At 75.6% G+C, this 19682-nt stretch carries 5 protein-coding genes; 4 read left to right on the top strand and 1 reads right to left on the bottom strand.

Features of this window, described 5'->3' with window-relative positions; genetic code table 11:
- Positions 1-163 precede the first annotated feature (163 nt).
- The 4 genes from BMY40_RS10595 (at position 164) to BMY40_RS10580 (ending at position 16562) form a co-directional block, all read left to right on the top strand.
- Positions 164-6541 carry a non-ribosomal peptide synthetase gene (locus BMY40_RS10595; RefSeq protein ID WP_245769996.1) on the top strand — a complete coding sequence of 2126 codons (6378 nt, stop codon included), beginning with the start codon at positions 164-166 and terminating at the stop codon, positions 6539-6541.
- An 18-nt stretch (positions 6542-6559) separates the two neighbouring features.
- Positions 6560-13891, top strand: a complete 7332-nt coding sequence (locus BMY40_RS10590) for a non-ribosomal peptide synthetase (protein WP_093658013.1) — start codon at positions 6560-6562, stop codon at positions 13889-13891.
- Complete coding sequence (locus BMY40_RS10585) at positions 13888-15192, top strand: cytochrome P450 (RefSeq protein WP_093658011.1); 1305 nt, start codon at positions 13888-13890, stop codon at positions 15190-15192. Before BMY40_RS10590 ends, BMY40_RS10585 begins: the two co-directional genes overlap by 4 nt.
- Positions 15193-15275: 83 nt before the next feature.
- The gene (locus BMY40_RS10580) at positions 15276-16562 is read left to right on the top strand and encodes an MFS transporter (RefSeq protein WP_093658009.1); all 1287 of its coding nucleotides are present in this window, start codon (positions 15276-15278) and stop codon (positions 16560-16562) included.
- 112 nt (positions 16563-16674) lie between these two features.
- Here the strand turns inward: BMY40_RS10580 and BMY40_RS10575 are convergent, their stop codons facing one another.
- A complete protein-coding gene (locus tag BMY40_RS10575) occupies positions 16675-19578 on the bottom strand; it encodes a helix-turn-helix transcriptional regulator (RefSeq protein WP_093658007.1) in 2904 nt (967 codons plus the stop codon).
- Positions 19579-19682 lie beyond the last annotated feature (104 nt).

Raw genomic sequence — 19682 nt, 5'->3', positions numbered from 1 at the left:
CGCGGCGGTCCCTCCGGCTCCACCCGGAGGGGCCGCCGCGCGCCCGTGTCCGCGCGAAGGGACGGACGCGCAGGCCGCACTGCGCACGGGGCTGCGCCTTCTTCCCTGTCGGCAGGCCTCCCGGCGGCGGCAGTCTTCGGGAAAACACCGCATGGAGGCCACAGTGACAACAGGAGCCGCCCCCCACGGGGCGAGGCACGGTGACGACGACCGCACGGCATCCTTCGCTCAGCGGCGGCTGTGGTTCCTGGACCAGCTCGCCGAAGACTCCTCCGACTCCCTGCTCCCCCTGGCGCTGCGCATCCGCGGTCCGCTCGACGTGCCGGCGCTGGAGAGGGCGCTGACGGGCGTCGTGGACCGGCACGAGGTGCTGCGCACCCGGTTCGCCGCCGTCGACGGTGAGCCCGTCCCCCGGGTGGACGGCCCGGGCGGCGCGGTGCTGGAGCGGACCGAGGCCGGCAGCGCCGAGGAACTGTTCGCCCGCGAGCTGGGCCGTCCGCTGGACCTGGCGACGCAGCACCCGATGCGCGCGGTCCTCGCCCGTCTGGCACCCGACGACCACCTGCTGCTCCTGGTGGTGCACCACATCGCCGTCGACGGCTGGTCGTGGGACGTGCTGCTGCGCGAGCTGGCCGCGGGCTACCGGGGCGAGGCCGTGGCCCCGCCGGCCCTGCGGTACGCCGACTTCGCCCGTGCCCAGGCCGAACGGCTGAGCGGCCCGCGCATGGAACGCCTGCTCGGCTACTGGCGCGACCGGCTGCGCGGCACCGCCCCCCTGGACCTGCCGACCGACCGGCCGCGCCCCCGGTTCTGGGACGGTTCCGGCGACGTCGTCCGCTTCACCCTGCCCGCCGACCTGGTGGCCGACGTCGACAGGGTCGCCCGCGAGCACCGCGCGACCCGCTACATGCTGCTGCTCGCCGTCTACCAGGCACTGCTGGCCCGCTGCACGGGCCGTACCGACATCGCGGTGTGCACCACGATGGCCGACCGCGGCCACGCGGGAACGGCGGAGCTGATCGGCCCGTTCGTCAACACCGTCGTCCTGCGCACCGACCTGTCCGGCGAACCCGCCTTCGGCGCCCTCCTGGAGCGGGTCCGCACCGGCGTCCTGAAGGACCTCTCGCACGCCGACGCGCCCTTCGACCACGTGGTACGCGCGGTGGGCGGCGAACGCGACCTGTCCCGCCACCCGCTGGCCCAGGCGTCGTTCACCCTGCTCAACACCGCCCAGCGGCCCGTCGTCCTGCCGGGACTGGAGGCGGAGCTGGTGGCGCCGCCGCTCACCGGCACCACGATGGACGTCTTCCTCGACCTCAGCCTGCGCGCGGACGGCGGCATCGCAGCCCGGCTGCAGTACGCCACCGCCCTGTTCGACGCCGGGACCATGCACCGGTTCGCCTCCGCCTACACCGGGCTGCTGCGCGCGGTCCTGGACGACCCGCGGACCCCGGTGGGGGAACTCGCCCGGCGCCTGGAGCCCCTGCGGGGCGAGTCCCCGCACGGCGGGCCCCTGCCGGACGGTCCCGCGCCGCACGCGGCGGGCGTCCGGCCCGAGGCGCGTTGGAGCACCGCCCCCGACCGCCCGGCCGGTCCCGCGCCCGCCGTGGCCGCGGCGGGCGAGCCGGGTGCGCCGGCGCTGGTGTGCGGGCGGCGGTCGGTGACCTACGGCGAGCTCGACGGGCTGACCGGCGGGCTGGCGGCGGCGCTGGCCGCCGCGGGGGTGGGCCGGGGGAGCGCGGTGGGGGTCCTGCTGCGGCGCGGGATCGGGTCGGTGGTGGCGATGCTGGCGGTGTGGCGGGCCGGCGGGGTGTACGTGCCGCTGGACCCCGACCTGCCGCCCGAGCGGCTGCGGTTCATGGTCGCCGAGGCCGAGGTGGGCTGCGTCGTCGCCGACGCGGCGACCGCGAGGACGGCCGCCGGACTGGAAGCGGTCGCCGTACGTGCCGACACCGCCGGCTTCGACCCCGGCGGCCCCCGCCGCACCCCCGGTCCGCACGACCTGGCGCATGTCATCTTCACCTCCGGTTCCACCGGCCGGCCCAAGGCCGTCGGCGTGGAGCACCAGGCCCTGGCCGCCCATGTCGCCGCCGCCCGCGACCGCTACGGCATCACCGCCGGGGACCGGGTGCTGGCCTTCGCCTCCTTCTCCTTCGATGCCTCCCTGGACCAGGTGCTGCCCGCGCTGACGTGCGGCGCGCAGGTGATCGTCCGCCCCGACGAGCCGTGGCTGCCGACCCAGGTGCCCGAGGTGGTCGAGCGGCACGGCGTCACCGTCGTGAACCTCCCGCCCACCTACTGGACCGAGCTGGCGTTCTCCCTCGACCGCCGTGCCGCCGCGAGACTGGCCGGCCTGCGGCTGCTGATCCTGGGCGGGGAGTCCGTACCGGCCGAGGCGCTGGCCGCCTGGCGGGCCGCGGCGCCCCACGTGCGGGTCTGCAACGCCTACGGACCGACCGAGACGACCGTCACCTCCACCACGTACGAGGTCACCGGGCCGGTCGGCGGCCGGGTGCCGATCGGCCGCCCGCTGGGCTCGCGCCGGGTGTACGTGGTGGACGCGCACGACCGGCCCGTGGACGTCGGCGTCCCCGGCGAACTGCTCATCGGCGGGCCGGAGCTGGCGCGCGGCTACCTGGGACGGCCGGCGCTGACCGCGGAGCGGTTCGTGCCCGATCCCTTCGTCCCCGGCGGCGGCCGGCTCTACCGCACCGGCGACATCGTCCGGTGGCTGCCCTCGGGCGACCTGGAGTTCCTCGGCAGGAGCGACGACCAGGTCAAGATCCGCGGCTTCCGCGTCGAGCTCGGCGAGGTCGAGGCGGCCCTGCGCGAGTGCCCCGGGGTGGCCGCCGCCGCCGTGCGGCCCGACACCGGGACCGGCCAGACCCTGATCGGCTACGTCGTGACCGGCGGCACCGGCGGCACCGGCGGCACCGGCGGCACCGTCGAGCCGGCCGCGCTGCGGTCCTGGTGCGCCGAGCGGCTGCCGCACTACGCGGTGCCCTCCGACTTCGTGCTCCTCGACGCGCTCCCCGTGAACGCCTCGGGCAAGCTCGACCGCGCCGCGCTGCCCGACGCCCGCCCCGACCGCGCCACCGGCCGCGTCGCCCACACCCCGCCCCGCGACGAGAGCGAGCGGATCATCGCGGCCGTCTGGGCGGACGTCCTCGGCGTCGAACGGGTCGGCATCGACGACGGCTTCTTCGACCTGGGCGGGCACTCCCTGCTCGCCACGATGGCGGTCTCCCGCGTCGCCGAGCGCCTGGGCCGCGACATCGAGCTGCGCACCCTGTTCGAGAACCCCCGCATCCGCGAGTTCGGCCCGGCCGTGGCCGCCGCGCGCCGGGCCGCCGGGACCGCGGTCACCCCCGTGGACCGCTCCGGCCCGCTGCCGATGTCCTTCGCCCAGGAGCGGCTGTGGTTCCTGGACCGCACCTCCGAGGCGGGCGACGAGTACGTCCTGTGGTTCTCCTGGCGTCTGCGCGGCGGCCTGGACCGCGACGCCTGGCAGGCCGCGCTGGACGACATGACGGCCCGGCACGAGGTGCTGCGCACCGCCCTGGTCGAGGTGGACGGCCGCCCCGCACAGCAGGTCTGCGACCCGACGGGCGTACCGCTGGAGTGGCGGCACGCCCCGGACGGCGAGGACGAGGCGGCCCGGCTGGAAGCGGTGCGGGAGCAGGCCCACGCGCTCGCCACCCGCCGCTTCGACCTGGACCGCCCGCCGATGCTGCGCGCCGGGGTGTGGGAGCTGGGACCGCGCGACCACGTCGCCGTCCTCGCCTTCCACCACGTGGCCACCGACGGCTGGTCCAAGGACGTCTTCACCGAGGAGCTGGCGGCCTGCTACCGGGCGCGCCTGGCGGGCCGGGCCCCGACGCTGCCCGAACCACCCGTGCAGTACGGCGACTTCGCGGTGTGGCAGCGCGAGCGGGCCGGAGACGGGACGCTGGAGGGCCGGCTGGACTACTGGGAGGAGGAGCTGAAGGACCTCCCGGTGCTGCGGCTGCCCACCGACCGCCCCCGCCCCACGGCCTGGTCGGGCCGTGGCGGTGCGGTCGAGGTGGGACTGCCGTCCGAACTGGCCGCCCGGCTGGACGTCTTCGCCCGCGAGCAGGGGGCGACGCGCTTCATGGTCCTCCTGGCCGCGGTGCAGACGGTGCTGGCCCGCTGGTCCGGGCAGGACGACGTCCCCGTGGGCACCCCCGTCGCCGGCCGCGGCCGGACGGAGCTGGAGCGGCTGGTCGGGTTCTTCGTCAACACCGTCGTCCTGCGCGGCGACCTGTCCGGCTCCCCCACCTTCGCCGAACTGCTCGGAAGGGTCCGGGCGACCGTGCTGGGCGCCTTCGACCACCAGGACGTGCCCTTCGAGAAGCTGGTGGAGCGGCTGCGGCCCGAGCGCGACCTGTCCCGCAACCCGCTGTTCCAGGTGATGGTCGACGTCCAGGAGAGCCCCGCGGCGGGGCCGGACATCGAGGGGCTGGAGGCGAACGGATTCGACCTGCCGTGGGCGTCGGCCAAGTTCGACCTGACCACCACCTTCCTCCTCTATCCCGACCGGTTCGCCCTCAACGTCGAGTACGCGGCCGACCTCTTCGACGCCGCCACCGCCACCCGGCTGGCCGAGCACGTGGGACGGGTGCTGGCCGCCGTCACGGCCGACCCGGACGTCCCCGTCCACCGGGTGGACCTGCTGTCGCCCGCCGAACGCGCACACCTGGTCGCCACCGCGGGGGCGGACCGGCCCGCCCCCGGGCCCGAGGCGTTCACCGCCGTGGCCGCGGCGGGCGAGCCGGGTGCGCCGGCGCTGGTGTGCGGGCGGCGGTCGGTGACCTACGGCGAGCTCGACGGGCTGACCGGCGGGCTGGCGGCGGCGCTGGCCGCCGCGGGAGTGGGCCGGGGGAGCGCCGTGGGCGTCTGCGTACGGCGCGGGATCGGGTCGGTGGTGGCGATGCTGGCGGTGTGGCGGGCCGGCGGGGTGTACGTACCGCTCGACCCCCGCCTCCCCGCCGAGCGGCTGCGGTTCATGGTCGCCGAGGCCGAGGTGGGATGCGTGGTGGGCGACGCGTCCACCGCGGAAGCGCTCGCCGCGCTCGCGGTCCCCGTCGTACCGGCCGACGAGGTGCGCCCCGACCCCGGCGCGCCCCGCCATACGCCTGACCCGCACGATCTGGCCTACACCATCTTCACCTCCGGTTCCACCGGCCGGCCCAAGGCCGTCGGCGTGGAGCACCACGCCCTGGCCGCCCATGTCGCCGCAGCCCGCGAGCTGTTCGCGATCACCGCCCGGGACCGGGTGCTGACCTTCGCCTCCTTCTCCTTCGACGCCTCGCTGGAGCAGATCCTGCCCGCGCTCGGGGCGGGCGCGACCGTGGTCGTCCGCCCCGACGAGGTGTGGTCGGTGGAGGAACTGGCCGAACGGGTGCGCGCCGAGGGGATCACCGTCATGGAACTCACCCCCTCCTACTGGGAGGAGGTGGTCGCCCGGCTGGAGACGGTCGCCGGCGACCTGGCGAGCCTGCGCCTGCTGGTCACCGGGGGAGAGGAGCTGCCCTCGGGGCCGCTGGAGCGGTGGTTCGCCCACCTGCCCGGCGTTCCCGTCGTCAACACCTACGGGCCCACCGAGTCGGTCGTCTCCGCCACGGCCCACCCGGTCACCGCACCGGTCGGCGGTCGGGTGCCGATCGGCCGCCCGCTGGGCTCGCGCCGGGCCTACGTGGTGGACCCTCACGGCAACCTCGCCCCGCTCGGCGTCCCCGGCGAACTGCTGGTCGGCGGGCCGGAGCTGGCGCGCGGCTATCTGGGACGGCCGGCGCTGACCGCGGAGCGGTTCGTGCCCGACTCCTTCGTCCCCGGCGGCGGCCGGCTCTACCGCACCGGCGACATGGTGCGCCGACTGCCCTCGGGCGACCTGGAGTTCACCGGCAGGAGCGACGACCAGGTCAAGATCCGCGGCTTCCGCGTCGAACCGGGCGAGACCGAGGCCGTGCTGCGCCGCCACCCCGGCGTCCACTCGGCCGCCGTCGTGGTCCGCGAGCTGCGCGGCGAACGCTCCCTGGTGGGCTATGCCGCAGGCCGGGGCCTCACCGCCGAGTCCCTGGCCGCCCACTGCCGCGCCCATCTGCCCGCCTACCAGGTCCCGGCCGCCTTCGCCGTACTCGACGCGCTACCGCTGACCGTGCAGGGCAAGCTCGACACCGCCGCCCTGCCCGAGCCCGAACCCCCCGCCCCCGCCGAGTTCACACCGCCGAGGACCCCCACCGAGACGGTGACGGCGCAGATCTGGGCCGAGGTGCTGGGGGTGCCCCGGGTCGGCGTGCACGACGACTTCTTCGCACTGGGCGGGCACTCGCTGCGCGCCGTGGCCGCCGCCTCCCGCCTGCGGGCCGCCTTCGACTGCCCCCTCCAGGTCCGCGACCTGTTCGAGCACCCCACCGTCGAGCTGCTCGCCGCCGAGGTGGAGCGGCAGCTCGTCGAACTGATCTCCGCGATGAGCGACGACGAGATCGACCTGTCCCTGACGGTGGACCACCAAGACTGAGATTGGACGGAACGCGCCATGACCACTTCGGAGATCCAGCCCGAGATCCGGCCCGACGCCCGGACCGGGGCCCGTCCCGAGTCCCGGCCCCGGACAGCGCGCGCCGCACTCTCGCCGGCCGCCCGGCGGCTGCTGGAGCAGCGGCTGCGCGGGCTGGCCGGCACCGCCCCGGCCGCCATACCCCGGCTCTCCCCGCGCCCCGACCGCGCGCCCCTGTCCGCCGCGCAGCAGCGCCTGTACTTCCTCGACCAGCTCGACCCCGGCGCCGCCACCTATCTGATGCCCGCCGCCTGGCGGCTGACCGGTCCGGTGGACACCGCCGCGCTCGGCGGGGCCGTCCGCGACCTCGTCGCCCGCCACGAGCAGCTGCGGGTGACCTTCCCCGCCCACGACGGCGTCCCGCACCAGCGCGTCCACCCCGCGGGCCGGTCGCGTCTGGAGACGGCGGACCTGGCGGCCCTGTCCGGACGGACCCTGGAGGAGGCCGTACGCGAGCTGGCGATGCGCCCCTTCGACCTGGCCGCCGAGACGCCCTTCCGGGCCACCCTGCTCAGGGCCGCCGAAGACGACCACGTCCTGATCCTCGCCATGCACCACATCGTCTCCGACGGCTGGTCGCTGGAGATCCTGGTGCGCGACCTGCGCGAGCTGTACCGCGCCAGGACCGGGGGCGGCCCGGCCGGGCTGCCCGAACTGCCGATCGACTACACCGACTACGCCGTCTGGCAGCGCGGCGCCGACGAGGCCGCCGACCTCGGCTACTGGCGCGCCCGGCTGGCCGGTCTGACCCCGCTGGAGCTGCCCACCGACCACCCGCGCACCGACACCCCCCGCCACACCGGCGCCGTGCACACCACTGAACTGCCCGGAAGGCTGTCGGCGGCGCTGACCGAGCTGGCACGGCGCACCGACACCACCTCGTACATGGCGGTGATGGCGGCGTTCCAGGCGGCACTGGCCCTGCACAGCGGCCAGGACGACATCGCCATCGGCACGGTCGTCGCCAACCGGGAGCGGCCCGAGACCGAGCAGCTGGCCGGGTTCTTCGTCAACACCCTCGTCATGCGCGCCGACCTCTCCGACGACCCCACCCCGGCACGGCTGCTGGCCCGGACCAGGGAGAGCGTCCTGGGCGCCCTGTCCCACCAGGGCCTGCCGTTCGAGCGGGTCGTCGACGAGCTGAGCCCGGAGCGCGACCTGTCCCGCAATCCGCTGTTCCAGGTGCTGTTCACCCAGGCCCCGGCGGGGCAGGGCGCCTTCGCCCTCGGCGGTGCCACGGGCACGCCCTTCCGCATCGACCACACCACCGCCAAGTTCGACCTCGCCCTGGAGCTGCGCGAGGACGGCGACCGCCGGGAGCTGGTCTTCGTCTACCGTCCCGACCTGTTCGAGCGGGAGTCCGTGGCCCGGCTGGCCGCGCACACCACCGCACTGCTGCGCGCCTTCACCGAGACCCCCGACGCCCCGCTGAGCACCGTCGATCCGCTCACCGGCGCCGAGCGCGCCGCCCTGCTCGGCTCCGGCGGCCCGGCCGGTCCCGTACGGCGGGGCGGGCCCGCGCCGCGCACCGCGCCCGAGCGCCTGGCCGAGCACGTCGCGCGCACCCCGGACGCGTCGGCCGTCGTCGGCGGCGACCGGACGCTGACCTACGCGCGGCTGGACGCCGCGGCCTCCGCCCTGGCCCGCCGGCTGCGCGCGGCCGGCGTCGGACGCGAGTCGCTGGTCGGTGTCTGCCTGGACCGCTCGGCCGACCTGGCCGTGGCACTGCTCGGGGTGTGGCGGGCGGGTGCGGCCTATCTGCCGCTGGATCCCTCCCATCCGCGCGCCCGCCGAGAGTTCACCCTCACCGACGCCGGCGTCTCCTTCGTCGTCGCCGACGACACCGGCCGCGCGGCGGTCCAGGGACTGCCGGTCGATGTGATACCCCTCGCCGAAGCCGAAGCCGGTACCGCTGCATCTGCCGCCGCCGGGCCGGCCGCCGACGCCGGTGACGTCCGCCCCGCGCCGGAGGACCTCGCCTACGTCATCTACACCTCCGGCTCCACCGGCCGCCCCAAGGGCGTGGAGGTCACCCACGCCAACCTCGCCTGGCTGCTCGGCGCCGCCGACCACCACTTCGACTTCGGCCCGAGCGACGTGTGGACCCTGGCCCACTCACCGGCCTTCGACTTCTCCGTGTGGGAACTGTGGGGGCCGCTCACCAGCGGCGGCCGCGTCGTGGTGCTCACCGAGGAGCAGGTCCGCGACCCCGCCGCGGTCCTGGCCGTCCTGCGCGACCGGAAGGTCACCGTCCTCAACCAGACGCCCGCCGCCTTCAAGGGACTGCGCGCCCACCTGGCCCACAGCGGGCAGGACTTCACCGGCCTCGCGCTGCGCACCGTCGTCTTCGGCGGCGACGCCCTCGACGTGCGCGACTACCGCGACTGGTTCGACACCCCCGCCGACCGCCGGCCCGCGCTGGTGAACATGTACGGCATCACCGAGACCACCGTGCACGTCACCCACCGGACGCTGACCGCCGACGACGTCCACGCCCCGGCGCGGTCGCCGATCGGCCGGCCGCTGACCGGCCAGCACGGCTACGTGCTGGACCGGTACGGGCGCCTGGTGCCGCAGGGCACGGTCGGCGAGCTGTACGTCGCCGGCGGCGGCGTCGCGCGCGGCTACCGCAACCGTCCCGAACTGACCGCCGAACGCTTCCCCACAGACCCCTTCGGCCCGCCCGGCACCCGGATGTACCGCACCGGCGACCTGGTACGCGTCCTGCCCGACGGGCAGCTGGCCTACGTCGGCCGCGCCGACCACCAGGTCAAGATCCGCGGCTACCGCATCGAACCCGGCGAGATCGAGACCGCCCTGCGGGCCCTGTCCGGAGTGACCGACGCCGCGGTGGTGGCCCGCCCCGGACCGCACGGCGGCGCCCGCCTGGTCGCCCACGTCGTCATGACCGAGGGCCGCCCGCTGGACGCGGCGGCGCTGCGCGAGAGGCTGCGCCTGACCCTGCCCGACTACATGGTGCCGGCGCTGTTCGTACGCCACCCCCGGCTGCCGATCACCGCCAACGGCAAGGTCGACCGCGCCGCCCTGACGGCGGCCGCGGACGAGGGGGCACCGGCCCCGGCCGGGTACGTCCCGCCCTCCGGCGCGACCGAGGTGACCCTGGCCCGCATCTGGGCGGAGGTCCTGGGCGTCGAACGCGTCGGCCGCACGGCCGGCTTCTTCGACCTGGGAGGCGACTCCATCCTGGCCCTGCGGGTGATCGGCCTGGCCCGCTCGGCGGGCCTCGCCCTGACCGTGGCCGACCTCTTCCGGGCCCGCACCCTGGCCGACCTCGCCCGCCGCGCCGGCAGGGCCGGCCGGGCGCCCGCCCCCGTCGAGCCGTTCTCCCAGCTGGACGCGGCCGACGCGGCCCGGCTGCCCGACGGGCTGGAGGACGCCTACCCGCTGACCATGCTCCAGGCCGGCATGCTCCACGAGATGCTCGCCGACCCGCGGCGCGGCGCGTACCACAACGTCACCGACCTGAAGATCACCGTTCCGGAGGGCTTCGACCTCGGCGCCTTCCAGGCCGCCGTGGACACCGTGGTGCGCGGCCACGGCATCCTGCGCTCCTCCATCGACCTGACCTCCTACCGCGAACCCCTCCAACTGGTGCACCGCACCGCAAAGCTTCCGGTCGGCTACACCGATCTGCGCACACTGTCCCGCCAGGAGCAGCGCGCCGCCGTACGCCGGTTCGTGGCCGAGGAGTTCGAGCGCCGCTTCGACCTGACCGCCGCGCCGCTGGTCCGCATCCACCTGCACCACACGGGCGACCACGAACTGCGGCTGGTCCTCACCGACTGCCATGTCGTCCTGGACGGCTGGAGCCTGACCTCCCTGGTGGCGGACCTGCTCGACCTGCACCGGCGCGCGGTGGCCGAGGGCCGGCGCCCCGAACTGCCGCCCGCGCCCGCCTTCGCCGAGTACGTGGCCCTGGAACGGGCCGCGCTGCACGGCGAGGAGGCGCTGGAGTACTGGCGCTCGGCGCTGGCCGGACTCCGCCCCGTCCGCTTCCCCCGGCGCGGCGACGGCGGCGGGCACGGGGAGCGGCCCGTCCACGAGGTGCGGCGCTCCTGGGCGGCACTGGCCGAGCCGATCGGGCGGCTGGCCCAGGCGGCCGGAGTGCCCCGGCGCACCGTCCTGATCACCGCCTTCCACCACACCATGAGCCTGTTCGCCGAACGGGACGAGGCCGCCGAGGGACACTCGATCGGCCTGGTCACCAACGGCCGGCCCGAGGTGCCCGGCGCGGACCGGATGCGGGGGCTGTTCCTCAACACCGTGCCCTTCGGCGTCGAACGTCCGCGGGGGAGCTGGCTGGAGTACCTGCGCGCGGTGTTCGCCGCCGAACAGGAGATGCTGCCCCACCGCCGGATGCCGCTGGCGAGGATGGCGCAGCTGCGGCCCGGGGAGCCGAACCCGGTCGAGGCGGTCTTCAACTACGTCAACTTCCACCGGCTCTCCCACGACACCTGGGACGAGTCCCTGGAGATCGCCAGGACCATGTTCCCGCTGCTGGTCAACGCGAGCGTGAACGGCTTCACCCTCGACGCCGACTCCGAGCACGTCGCACCGGCCACCGCCGAGCAGCTCGCCGACGTGCTGTGCGAGCGGATCGAGACGATGATCGCCGACCCGCACGCCCCGGTGACCCGCCCGGCGCTGACCGGAGCCGCCCGCGACAGGGCCCTGAAGGAGTGGGGAAGCGGACCGGACCGGGACAACGGCCCCCTGATGTTCCACGAACTGGTCGCCGCGCACGCCCGGCGGACCCCGGACGCGGTCGCCGTCGTCCACGGCGGGCAGGAGGTCACCTACGGCGAACTGGACGCGGACGCGGCCCGGATCGCAGCCCGGCTGCACGCGCTGGGCGTCGGACCCGAGACGGTCGTCGGCATCTGCGTCGACCGGGGCCCGGACATGGTGCGCGCCGCCCTCGGCGTCCTGCGGGCCGGAGGCGCGTTCCTCCCCCTGGACCCCCAGCACCCCACCGCACGACTGGAGTTCATGGCCTCCGACAGCGGCATGCGGGTGCTGCTGACCCAGACCGCGCTCGCCTCGGCGGTGCCCTTCGACGGCCCGGTCCTGGCCCTGGACGAGCCCGGGGCCCTGGACGGACCCGCCGCCCCGCGGACGCCGCCGGGCGGCGGGGTGAGCGCCGGCAACCTGGCGTACATCATCTACACCTCCGGCTCCACCGGCACCCCCAAGGGCGTCGCGATCCCCCACGACGGCCTGATCAACATGCTGGAAGGGCAGCGCGACCTGATCCGCCCGACCCCCGGCGACCGGATCCTCCAGTTCGCCTCCTTCGGCTTCGACGCCTCCGTCCTGGAACTCACCTGGTCGCTGGCGAACGGCGGACGGCTGGTCACCGCGCCCCGGGAGGCGCTGCGTCCGGGCCCCGACCTGGCCCGCACCCTGCTCACCCACCGCGTCACCGGCGCCATGCTGCCGCCCAGCGCCCTGGCGGTCCTGGGCGAGGACCGCTTCCCCGAGCTGAGGGTGCTCCAGGTGGCCGGGGAGGCGTGCCCCGCCGAACTGGCCGACACCTGGTCGCGCGGGCGCCGCTTCCACAACGTCTACGGCCTGACCGAGACATCGGTGTGGTCCGTCGCCGCCGAACTGGGGCCCGAAGCGGGACGCCCGCCGATCGGCGCCCCGATGCGCAACACCAGCGCCCGGGTGCTCGACGAGGACATGCAGCCCGTGCCCACCGGAGTGCCCGGCGAGATCCACCTGGGCGGTCGGGCCGTCGGCCGCTGCTACCTGAACCGGCCCGCGCTGACCGCCGCCACCTTCGTCCCCGACCCGTACGGCCCGCCCGGCTCCCGCACCTGCCGCACCGGCGACCTGGGCACGCACCGGCCCGACGGCGCTCTGGAGTGGCTGGGCCGCCGCGACACCCAGGTCAAGCTGCGCGGCTTCCGGATCGAGCTGGGCGAGGTCGAGCACGCCCTGCGCGCGCTGCCCGAGGTGCGGCAGGCGGTGGTGCTGCACCGCACCGACCTGCCGGGCGAGCCGGCGCTGGTCGCCTACCTGGTCCTGCGCGACGGCGCCGAAGCCTCCGCCGGGGAACTGGCGAGGGCGTTGCGCGCCGGCATGCCCGCCTACATGGTGCCCGCCCGTTTCGTCTTCCTCGACGAGATGCCCGTCAACCGCAGCGGGAAGATCGACAAACGGGCGCTGCCGCTGCCGTCGGCCGAACGCGCCGAGAGCGGCGCCGACTACGTCGCGCCCGCCACCGACGCCGAGAGGCTGCTGGCCGAGGTGTGGCGCGAGGTACTGGGCCTGTCCCTGATCGGAGTGCACGACGACTTCTTCCGCATCGGCGGCAGCTCGCTGTCCACCGTGCGGGTGGCCGCCCTGGCCGCCGAGCGCGGTCTGCCGGTCTCGGTGCGCGACCTGATCGAGCGGCCCACCCTCGCCCAACTCGCCGTTCGCGCCGAGGAGTCGGCCGGGAAGACGGGCGCGGTGGCCGCCGCCGTCCGCTCCGAGGTCACGCTCCGGGAGGGCGGGGGAGCCCCGCTGTGGTGCGTGCACCCCACCGGCGGCAGCGCCGCGTGGTTCGTCCCGCTCGCCCGCCACCTGCCGCCGGGCCGCCCGGTGCGCGCCTTCCAGGCCCGCGGCCTGCTGGGAGGCGTGGACCCCGGCACGGTGGGCGGCATCGCGGCCAACTACGTCGCCGAGATCGCAGGCCACGGCGGGCGCGGCCCCCACGACCTGCTGGGCTGGTCCATGGGCGCCAACATCGCCCTGGAGATGGCCACCCAGCTCCACGAGGCCGGCCACACCGTCGAACCCCTGGTGCTGATCGAGCCCTACCTGCCCAACCCGGCGGCGCGCGACCGGCTCGCCGGAGTCGGCCGGGACATGCGCCGTGCGCTGCGGATGCGCGACCGCCTCCGCGCCCTGCCGCCGTCGCCCGAGCGCGAGAAGGCGGCGGCCGAACTCACCGCACTGCTGCTGGGCGCGGGGATGAGCCCCGGCGAGGCCGCCCTGGTCGACAAGGCGCCGATCGAGGTGTGGCACTCGCTGCTCACCGCCCTGGCCGGCTACCGGGTGCGCCCCTACCCGGGCCATGTCCACCTCGTGGTCGGAACCCTGGCCGCCGGGCTGCCCGACGGCGAGCCCATGCCCGGCCTCGACGTCGACTACCGCGCCTACGTGGCCCGTTGGCGCGAGGTGGCCCTGGGCGGCCTGACCGTCCACGTCGCCGAGGGAGACCACATGTCCATGCTCGCCGAGCCGCTGGTCGCGGGCATCGCGGACCTGCTCGGCACGATCGGTACGGAGGCCCGGAGATGACTCCCACCGCGACCACCACGGCGGCATCCACCACCCCCGCCACCCCCGCCGCCACGACCGCGACCACCGCGTCCGGCCCGGCCCCGGCGGCCCGCTTCACCGAGCGGTACCTGCTCGACCCCGCCGTCAACGCCGACCCCTACGGCTACCTCAACGCCCTGCGCGACCACGCCCCGGTCCACTGGAGCCCCATGCACCGGGCCTGGCTGGTCACCGGCCACGAGCAGGTCATGCGCTGCCTGCGCGACCCGGCGGTCTCCGCCGACCGGGTCCGCCCCCTGATGGACGCGGTCCCGCAGGGCGCCCGCGACGACGCCGAGCGCGCCTTCGCGATCCTCTCGCGCTGGATGGTCTTCAACGACCCGCCGCAGCACCGCCGGCTGCGCCAGGTCTTCCAGGAGCAGTTCGCCGCCCGCGCCGTCGCCCGCTACGGCGCCTTCACCGAGCGGGCGACCCGCGCGATGCTCAACCGCCGCGCTGCCCCCGGCCGGAGCGGCGACATCGCCGCGGACATCGCCAGACCGCTGCCCGCCCTGGTCTTCGCCCGCTGGCTGGGCGTCCCCCAGGCGCACGCCCCCTCCTTCTGGTACTGGAACGCCCGCGTGGGCGACCTCGTCCTGGGCGCGGCCCAGGAGGAACGCGAGTACCGCACCTCGCTGCAGTCGCTGGTCAGCCTGGAGGACTACCTCGCCGGGCTGGTCGCCGAGCGCCGCGCCGAGCCGAAGGACGACCTGATCAGCTCCGTCCTGGCCGGCGGCCGGATCGGCGACGGCGTCAGCGAGGAGGAGTTCGTCGGGATGCTCACCCAGATGGCGTTCGCCGGGGGCGAGACCACGAGCAACCTCATCGCCAACACCCTGCTGGCCCTGCTCCGCCGCCCGGACCAGCTCCGGGCGGTGCGCGAGGAGCCGGAACTGGTCGCCGCGGCCGTCGAGGAGACCCTGCGCCTGGACGGGCCCTCGAAGATGTCGATCAGGACCGCCGCCCGCGACACCGGGCTGGACGGCCACACCCTCCGCGCCGGCGACCGGATCTTCCTGGTCACCGCCGCCGCCAACCGCGACCCCGCCCGCTTCCCGGACCCGGACGCCTTCGACCTGCGGCGCACCGGCGGCACCCACCTGGGCTTCGGCTTCGGCGCCCACTTCTGCATCGGCGCGGCGCTCGCCCGGCTGGTGGCCTGCGCGGTCGTCGGTGTCCTCGTCCGCGACTACCCGGAGCTGCGCCTGGACGGGACGCGGCACACCTGGCAGCTCTCGCTGCTCAACCGCAGCCTGACCGCCCTGCCCGTCCGCTACTGACACGTCCGCACCCCACCGGCCCTCCCCGGACCGCCCTCACCCGGCGGTCCGGGGAGGGCCCGACGAAAGGCAGAGGTCCCACGATGGCGACCACCCTCACGGGCGCCGGCCCACGGCTGTGGGCCCCCGCCCGGCAGCGCTCCTTCCGCCTGCTGTGGCTGGGCCAGTCCCTGTCGCTGCTCGGCGACGGATTCAGCTACATCGCGTTCTCCTGGATGACCCTCACCCTGACCGGCTCCACCCTCGCGCTCGGCTACGTGCTGACCTTCCAGGCGGTGCCCCGGGCCCTGCTGACCCTGGTGGGCGGCTCACTCGGCGACACCTGGTCGCCCAGAGCCCTGATGGTCTGCTCGAGCTGGGCCAGAGCCGTCCTGATGGCGGCGGTCGGACTGGGCGGCCTGACCGGCACGCTCCAGCTGTGGATGCTGTGCGCGGCCGCCGCGGCCTTCGGCGCGGTCGACGCCTTCTTCCAGCCCGCCCGGGTCTCGATCCTGCCCTCGGTGGTGGACAAGGAGACGCTCACCTCCGCCAACGCCCTGCTCGGCGCGGGCGCCCGGGTCTCCGCCGTGCTGGGCCCGGCCACCGGCGGCCTCGTGGTCGCCCTCTCCCAGGCCCCCGTCGCCTTCCTCGTCGACGCGGTGTGCTTCGCGCTGTGCGGGCTGTGCGTCGCCCGCATCCGCACCGCCCCCCGCGAGAAGGAGGAGGCCGGCCCGGACGCCGGTGCCACCTCGGACTCCGGTGCCCCCGCGCCGGAGCCCGGCGCCGGGGAGACGCTGGCCGCCCGGATACGGGCAGGGGTGCGCTACGCGTGGCGGGACCCGCGCATCCGCACCATGCTGGTCGTCGACACGGCCGTCAACTTCTGCTACGCCGGGCCGTTCACCATCGGCTTCGCCACCCTGGCCAGGACCTCCCTGGAGGGCGGCTCGGCGACCCTGGGCGTGCTCAACGGGGCGCTGGCGGGAGGAGCCATCCTGGGGACCCTCGCGGGCGGAGCCGTCGGGGGCCGGCCCCGGGTGGGCCTGCTGATCGCGGGGCTGGCCGGATGGCTGGCCGCGGGCATGGCCCTGCTCGGCATCCTGGACCACCCGGCGGCGGCGGTCGCGACGGTGCTGGTGATGGGGTTCGCCATCGGCTTCCAGGGGGTCTTCGGACTGAGCTGGATCCAGCGGAACATCCCGCAGTCGGTCCTCGGCCGGGTGATCTCGGTCGACATGGTCCTCGGGTACGCCGTCGCGCCCGTCTCGCTGATCGCCTGCGGCGCCCTGGCCCAGGCGGGCACCGGCGTGATGTTCGCCGGCGTCGCCCTGGTCCTGGCGCTGACCGCGCTGGGCGTGCTCGCGTCCGGCGCCGTGCGCGCGATGCGGTGACCGGAGCGCCCTGGCGGGCCGGACCGGAGGAGGCGGCCGGAGGAGGCGGCCGGGGCGGGGCGGCCGGGGCAGGCGCTGCCGGGGTCGGAGGGGCCGGTTCGGAGGAGCCGGGTCAGAAGGAGGCCGAGAGGGCGCACAGAGCGGCCCGGTTGGACCGGCCGGTCTTGGCGATGAGGCTGGCGATGTGCTTCTCGACGGTGCGCGGCGAGATGTAGAGGTGGTCGGCGATGTCCTTGTTGCCCAGCCGCTCGGCCAGCAGCACGAACACCTCGTACTCGCGGACCGTCACGCCCAGGGCCCGAAGCTCCTCGGGGATGCGGCTGGTCCCGCTGCGGTGCTGGTGGACGGGGGCGCCCAGACGCCGCAGCGCCGCACGGCAGGCGTTGGCGACGGCGGGCACGCCGTTCTGGTGGAAGTGGTGCTCGGCGCGGCGCAGCCAGGCCACCGGCTCGCCCCACCCGTTCTCGTGGGCCGCCTCGGCCACGAGCCGCATGCCCAGGTGGAGGGCGGTGGGATAAGGCTCGGCGGCGCGCAGCGCCTCGGCGGCTGCGGCCGACGCCTCCTCCGTCCGGCCCTCCCGGCCCAGCAGCACGGCGTCGGCCAGGAGGACGAACTGCCGGTTCCACCGCAGACGGCCGGGCGCGGTGGCGGCGGCCTCCTCCTGCCCGGGGCGGCCGACGTCCCCCGCCAGCACGTCCAGCAGCAGCCCGACACCGCTGCGCCCGCTGAGGTAGTAGGTGCTGGGGTTGTCGCGCTCCAGCTCGCGGACGGCCCGCAGTTCGCGCCGGGCCAACTCCCCGTCCTCTTCCAGCAGCGCGCAGAACGTCCTTGCCAGGCCGACGGTGAGCGGTTCCTCCTGGGAGCCTGCGCCGTCCCACTCGGCGAACGCGGCCAGCGCCTCTTCCATCGCCGCTCTCTCGCCCCGGTGGGCCGCCAGGGCCCCCTTGGCCATCAGCACGTAGCGGACGGCCGGGGCCAGCCGCAGGCGCCGCACGACGGCCAGGCACTCCTCGGCGGCGTCCCGCGCGGCGCCGAACTCCCCGCGCAGCACGGAGTCCAGGATGAGGATGCCGTCGATGGTGTAGACGATGGTGGCCGACCCCAGCCGCAGCGCCTCGTTCCGGGCGGCGGTCAGGCCGGCGGTGTCCCCGTCGGACAGCCAGGCGTTGCCGCCGATCCGGGTCAGCGCGTACATGCGCCGCAGCGGGAGGCCGTGCCGTTCCGCCGTGGTCAGGGCGCGTTCCAGCATGGCCTGGGACTCGGTGGGGTCGCGCTCGCGGGCCACGGTGGCCAGCAGCTCCCACCCCTGGCAGGCGACCGTGGGCAGGCCGTGCCGCTGCGCGGCCTCCACCGCCGAGCGGGCCAGCTTCTCGGCCTGGTGGGTGCGGTCCGTGCCCGGTGTGTCCAGGGCGAGGTAGGCCGCGGCCACGTCGACGGACGCGGCGGCGGCCTCGTCGGGTGCGGGGCCCAGGACGGCACGGGCTTGTGCGATCTGCCGGTTGCCGTCGGCCCAGCGGCCCGCGGTGTGGGCCACCTTGGCGAGCCGGGTGTGCAGCGCGGCCAGCCGCGGCGCGCTCAGGCCGGCCCCGCCCAGGGCGTGCAGCTGGTCGGCCAGGTCGAAGGCGCGGGCGAAGTCGCCCGCCTCGGCGAGCGCGGGCAGCAGGCACTCCAGGACCTCGGCCCGGCGCAGGGTGTCCCGGGTGTCCGACAGCAGCCGTTCGGCCCGGTCGAGCAGGGTGACGGCGGAACCGATCGCGCCGTCGGCCAGCGCCCGCCGCCCCGCCTCCGCGAACAGGCGTCCCGCCTCGGCCCGGTCGCCCGCCTGGGAGCGCAGCTCGGCGACCAGCGGGCACCACTGGCCGGCCAGCTCCGGGTGGAGTTCCGAGGCCGCGTCCGCGGCCCGCCGCGCCAGCTCGGCCCGCCTGTCGGGGGTGAGCTGGGTGAGCAGCGCCTCCACGGTCAGCGGGTGGCGGAAGGCGTACCAGTCGGGGGAGGGCTCGTCGGGGACGACGAGCTGGGCCGCCACCCCGGCGTGCAGATGGCCGAGCAGGCCCCGGTCGTCGATGCCGGTCATCCGCTGGAGCACCGTCAGGGGGAAGCGCCGCCCGACCACGGCCGCCGCGGACAGCAGGGTCAGCCCCTGGGGCCCCAGCCGGTCGATGCGCCGCAGGATGCCCCGCGCGAGGGCGGTGGGCACGTCGCCGCGCGGATCGCCCACGACCCGCCAGCCGTCGCCGCCCCGCACCAGCGCCCCGGCGCCGATCATGGACTGCAGCAGTTCCTCGACCAGGAAGGGACTTCCGGCGCTGTCGTCCCACAGGCGCTCCAGGGCCGCCGCCGGCACCCGGTCGGGTTCGGTGCCGAGCTGGGCGGCGACCATGTCCCGGACCTGGGACCGGCTGAGCGCGGGCAGTTCGAGGACGGTGCCCGTGCCGCGTCTGCGGGCCGAGGACGCCAGGTCCAGCGCGTCGCAGAACTCGGTGCGTATGGTGGCCAGGAGCAGCACGGGCGTGTACTCCAGGTTGTCCACCAGGTACTCGACCACCGCGAGGGTCTCCGGGTCGGCGTCGTGCAGGTCCTCCAGCAGCAGGAGCTGGCCCCGGTCCTTTCCGGCGGCTATGAGCAGCCGCAGCACCGCCTCGCCGAGGATGACCATCGAACTGCTCTCGTGGTCACCGGTGTTCCAGTCCGGCACGAGCCGCCCGAGCACCGGCCGGTAGGGGCCGAGGGCGGAGTCGTCCACCGGTTCGCCGCCGCGGAACAGGGACATCAGGGCCTCGGTCAGCGGCCGGAACGGCACGGTGGGTCCCGTCGTGCTGCTGCGGCCGCGAAGCACGCGCATCCCGGACTCGAAGGCCATGCCCACGGCCTCCGCCGCGAGCCGGGACTTGCCGATGCCCGCCTCCCCGGTCAGGAAGACGACACCGCCGCGCCGGTCCCGCGCGTCGGACAACGCCTCTTCCAGATCGCGTAGTTGGGGGTCACGCCCAACCACATACGGCGTATGCGAACGCATGAACGCAGATGCTAGTTCATACGTGCTGGTGGCGGCAGACCACGCGGCGCACATCCTGCCGCACGCCGCGTGACGCACCGGTGCGGGCCCGCCGGGGGAGCGGA

Source organism: Streptomyces radiopugnans, assembly GCF_900110735.1.
In the GTDB taxonomy this organism is placed as follows: Bacteria; Actinomycetota; Actinomycetes; order Streptomycetales; family Streptomycetaceae; genus Streptomyces; species Streptomyces radiopugnans.
This window is presented reverse-complemented; position numbering and strand designations above follow the sequence as displayed.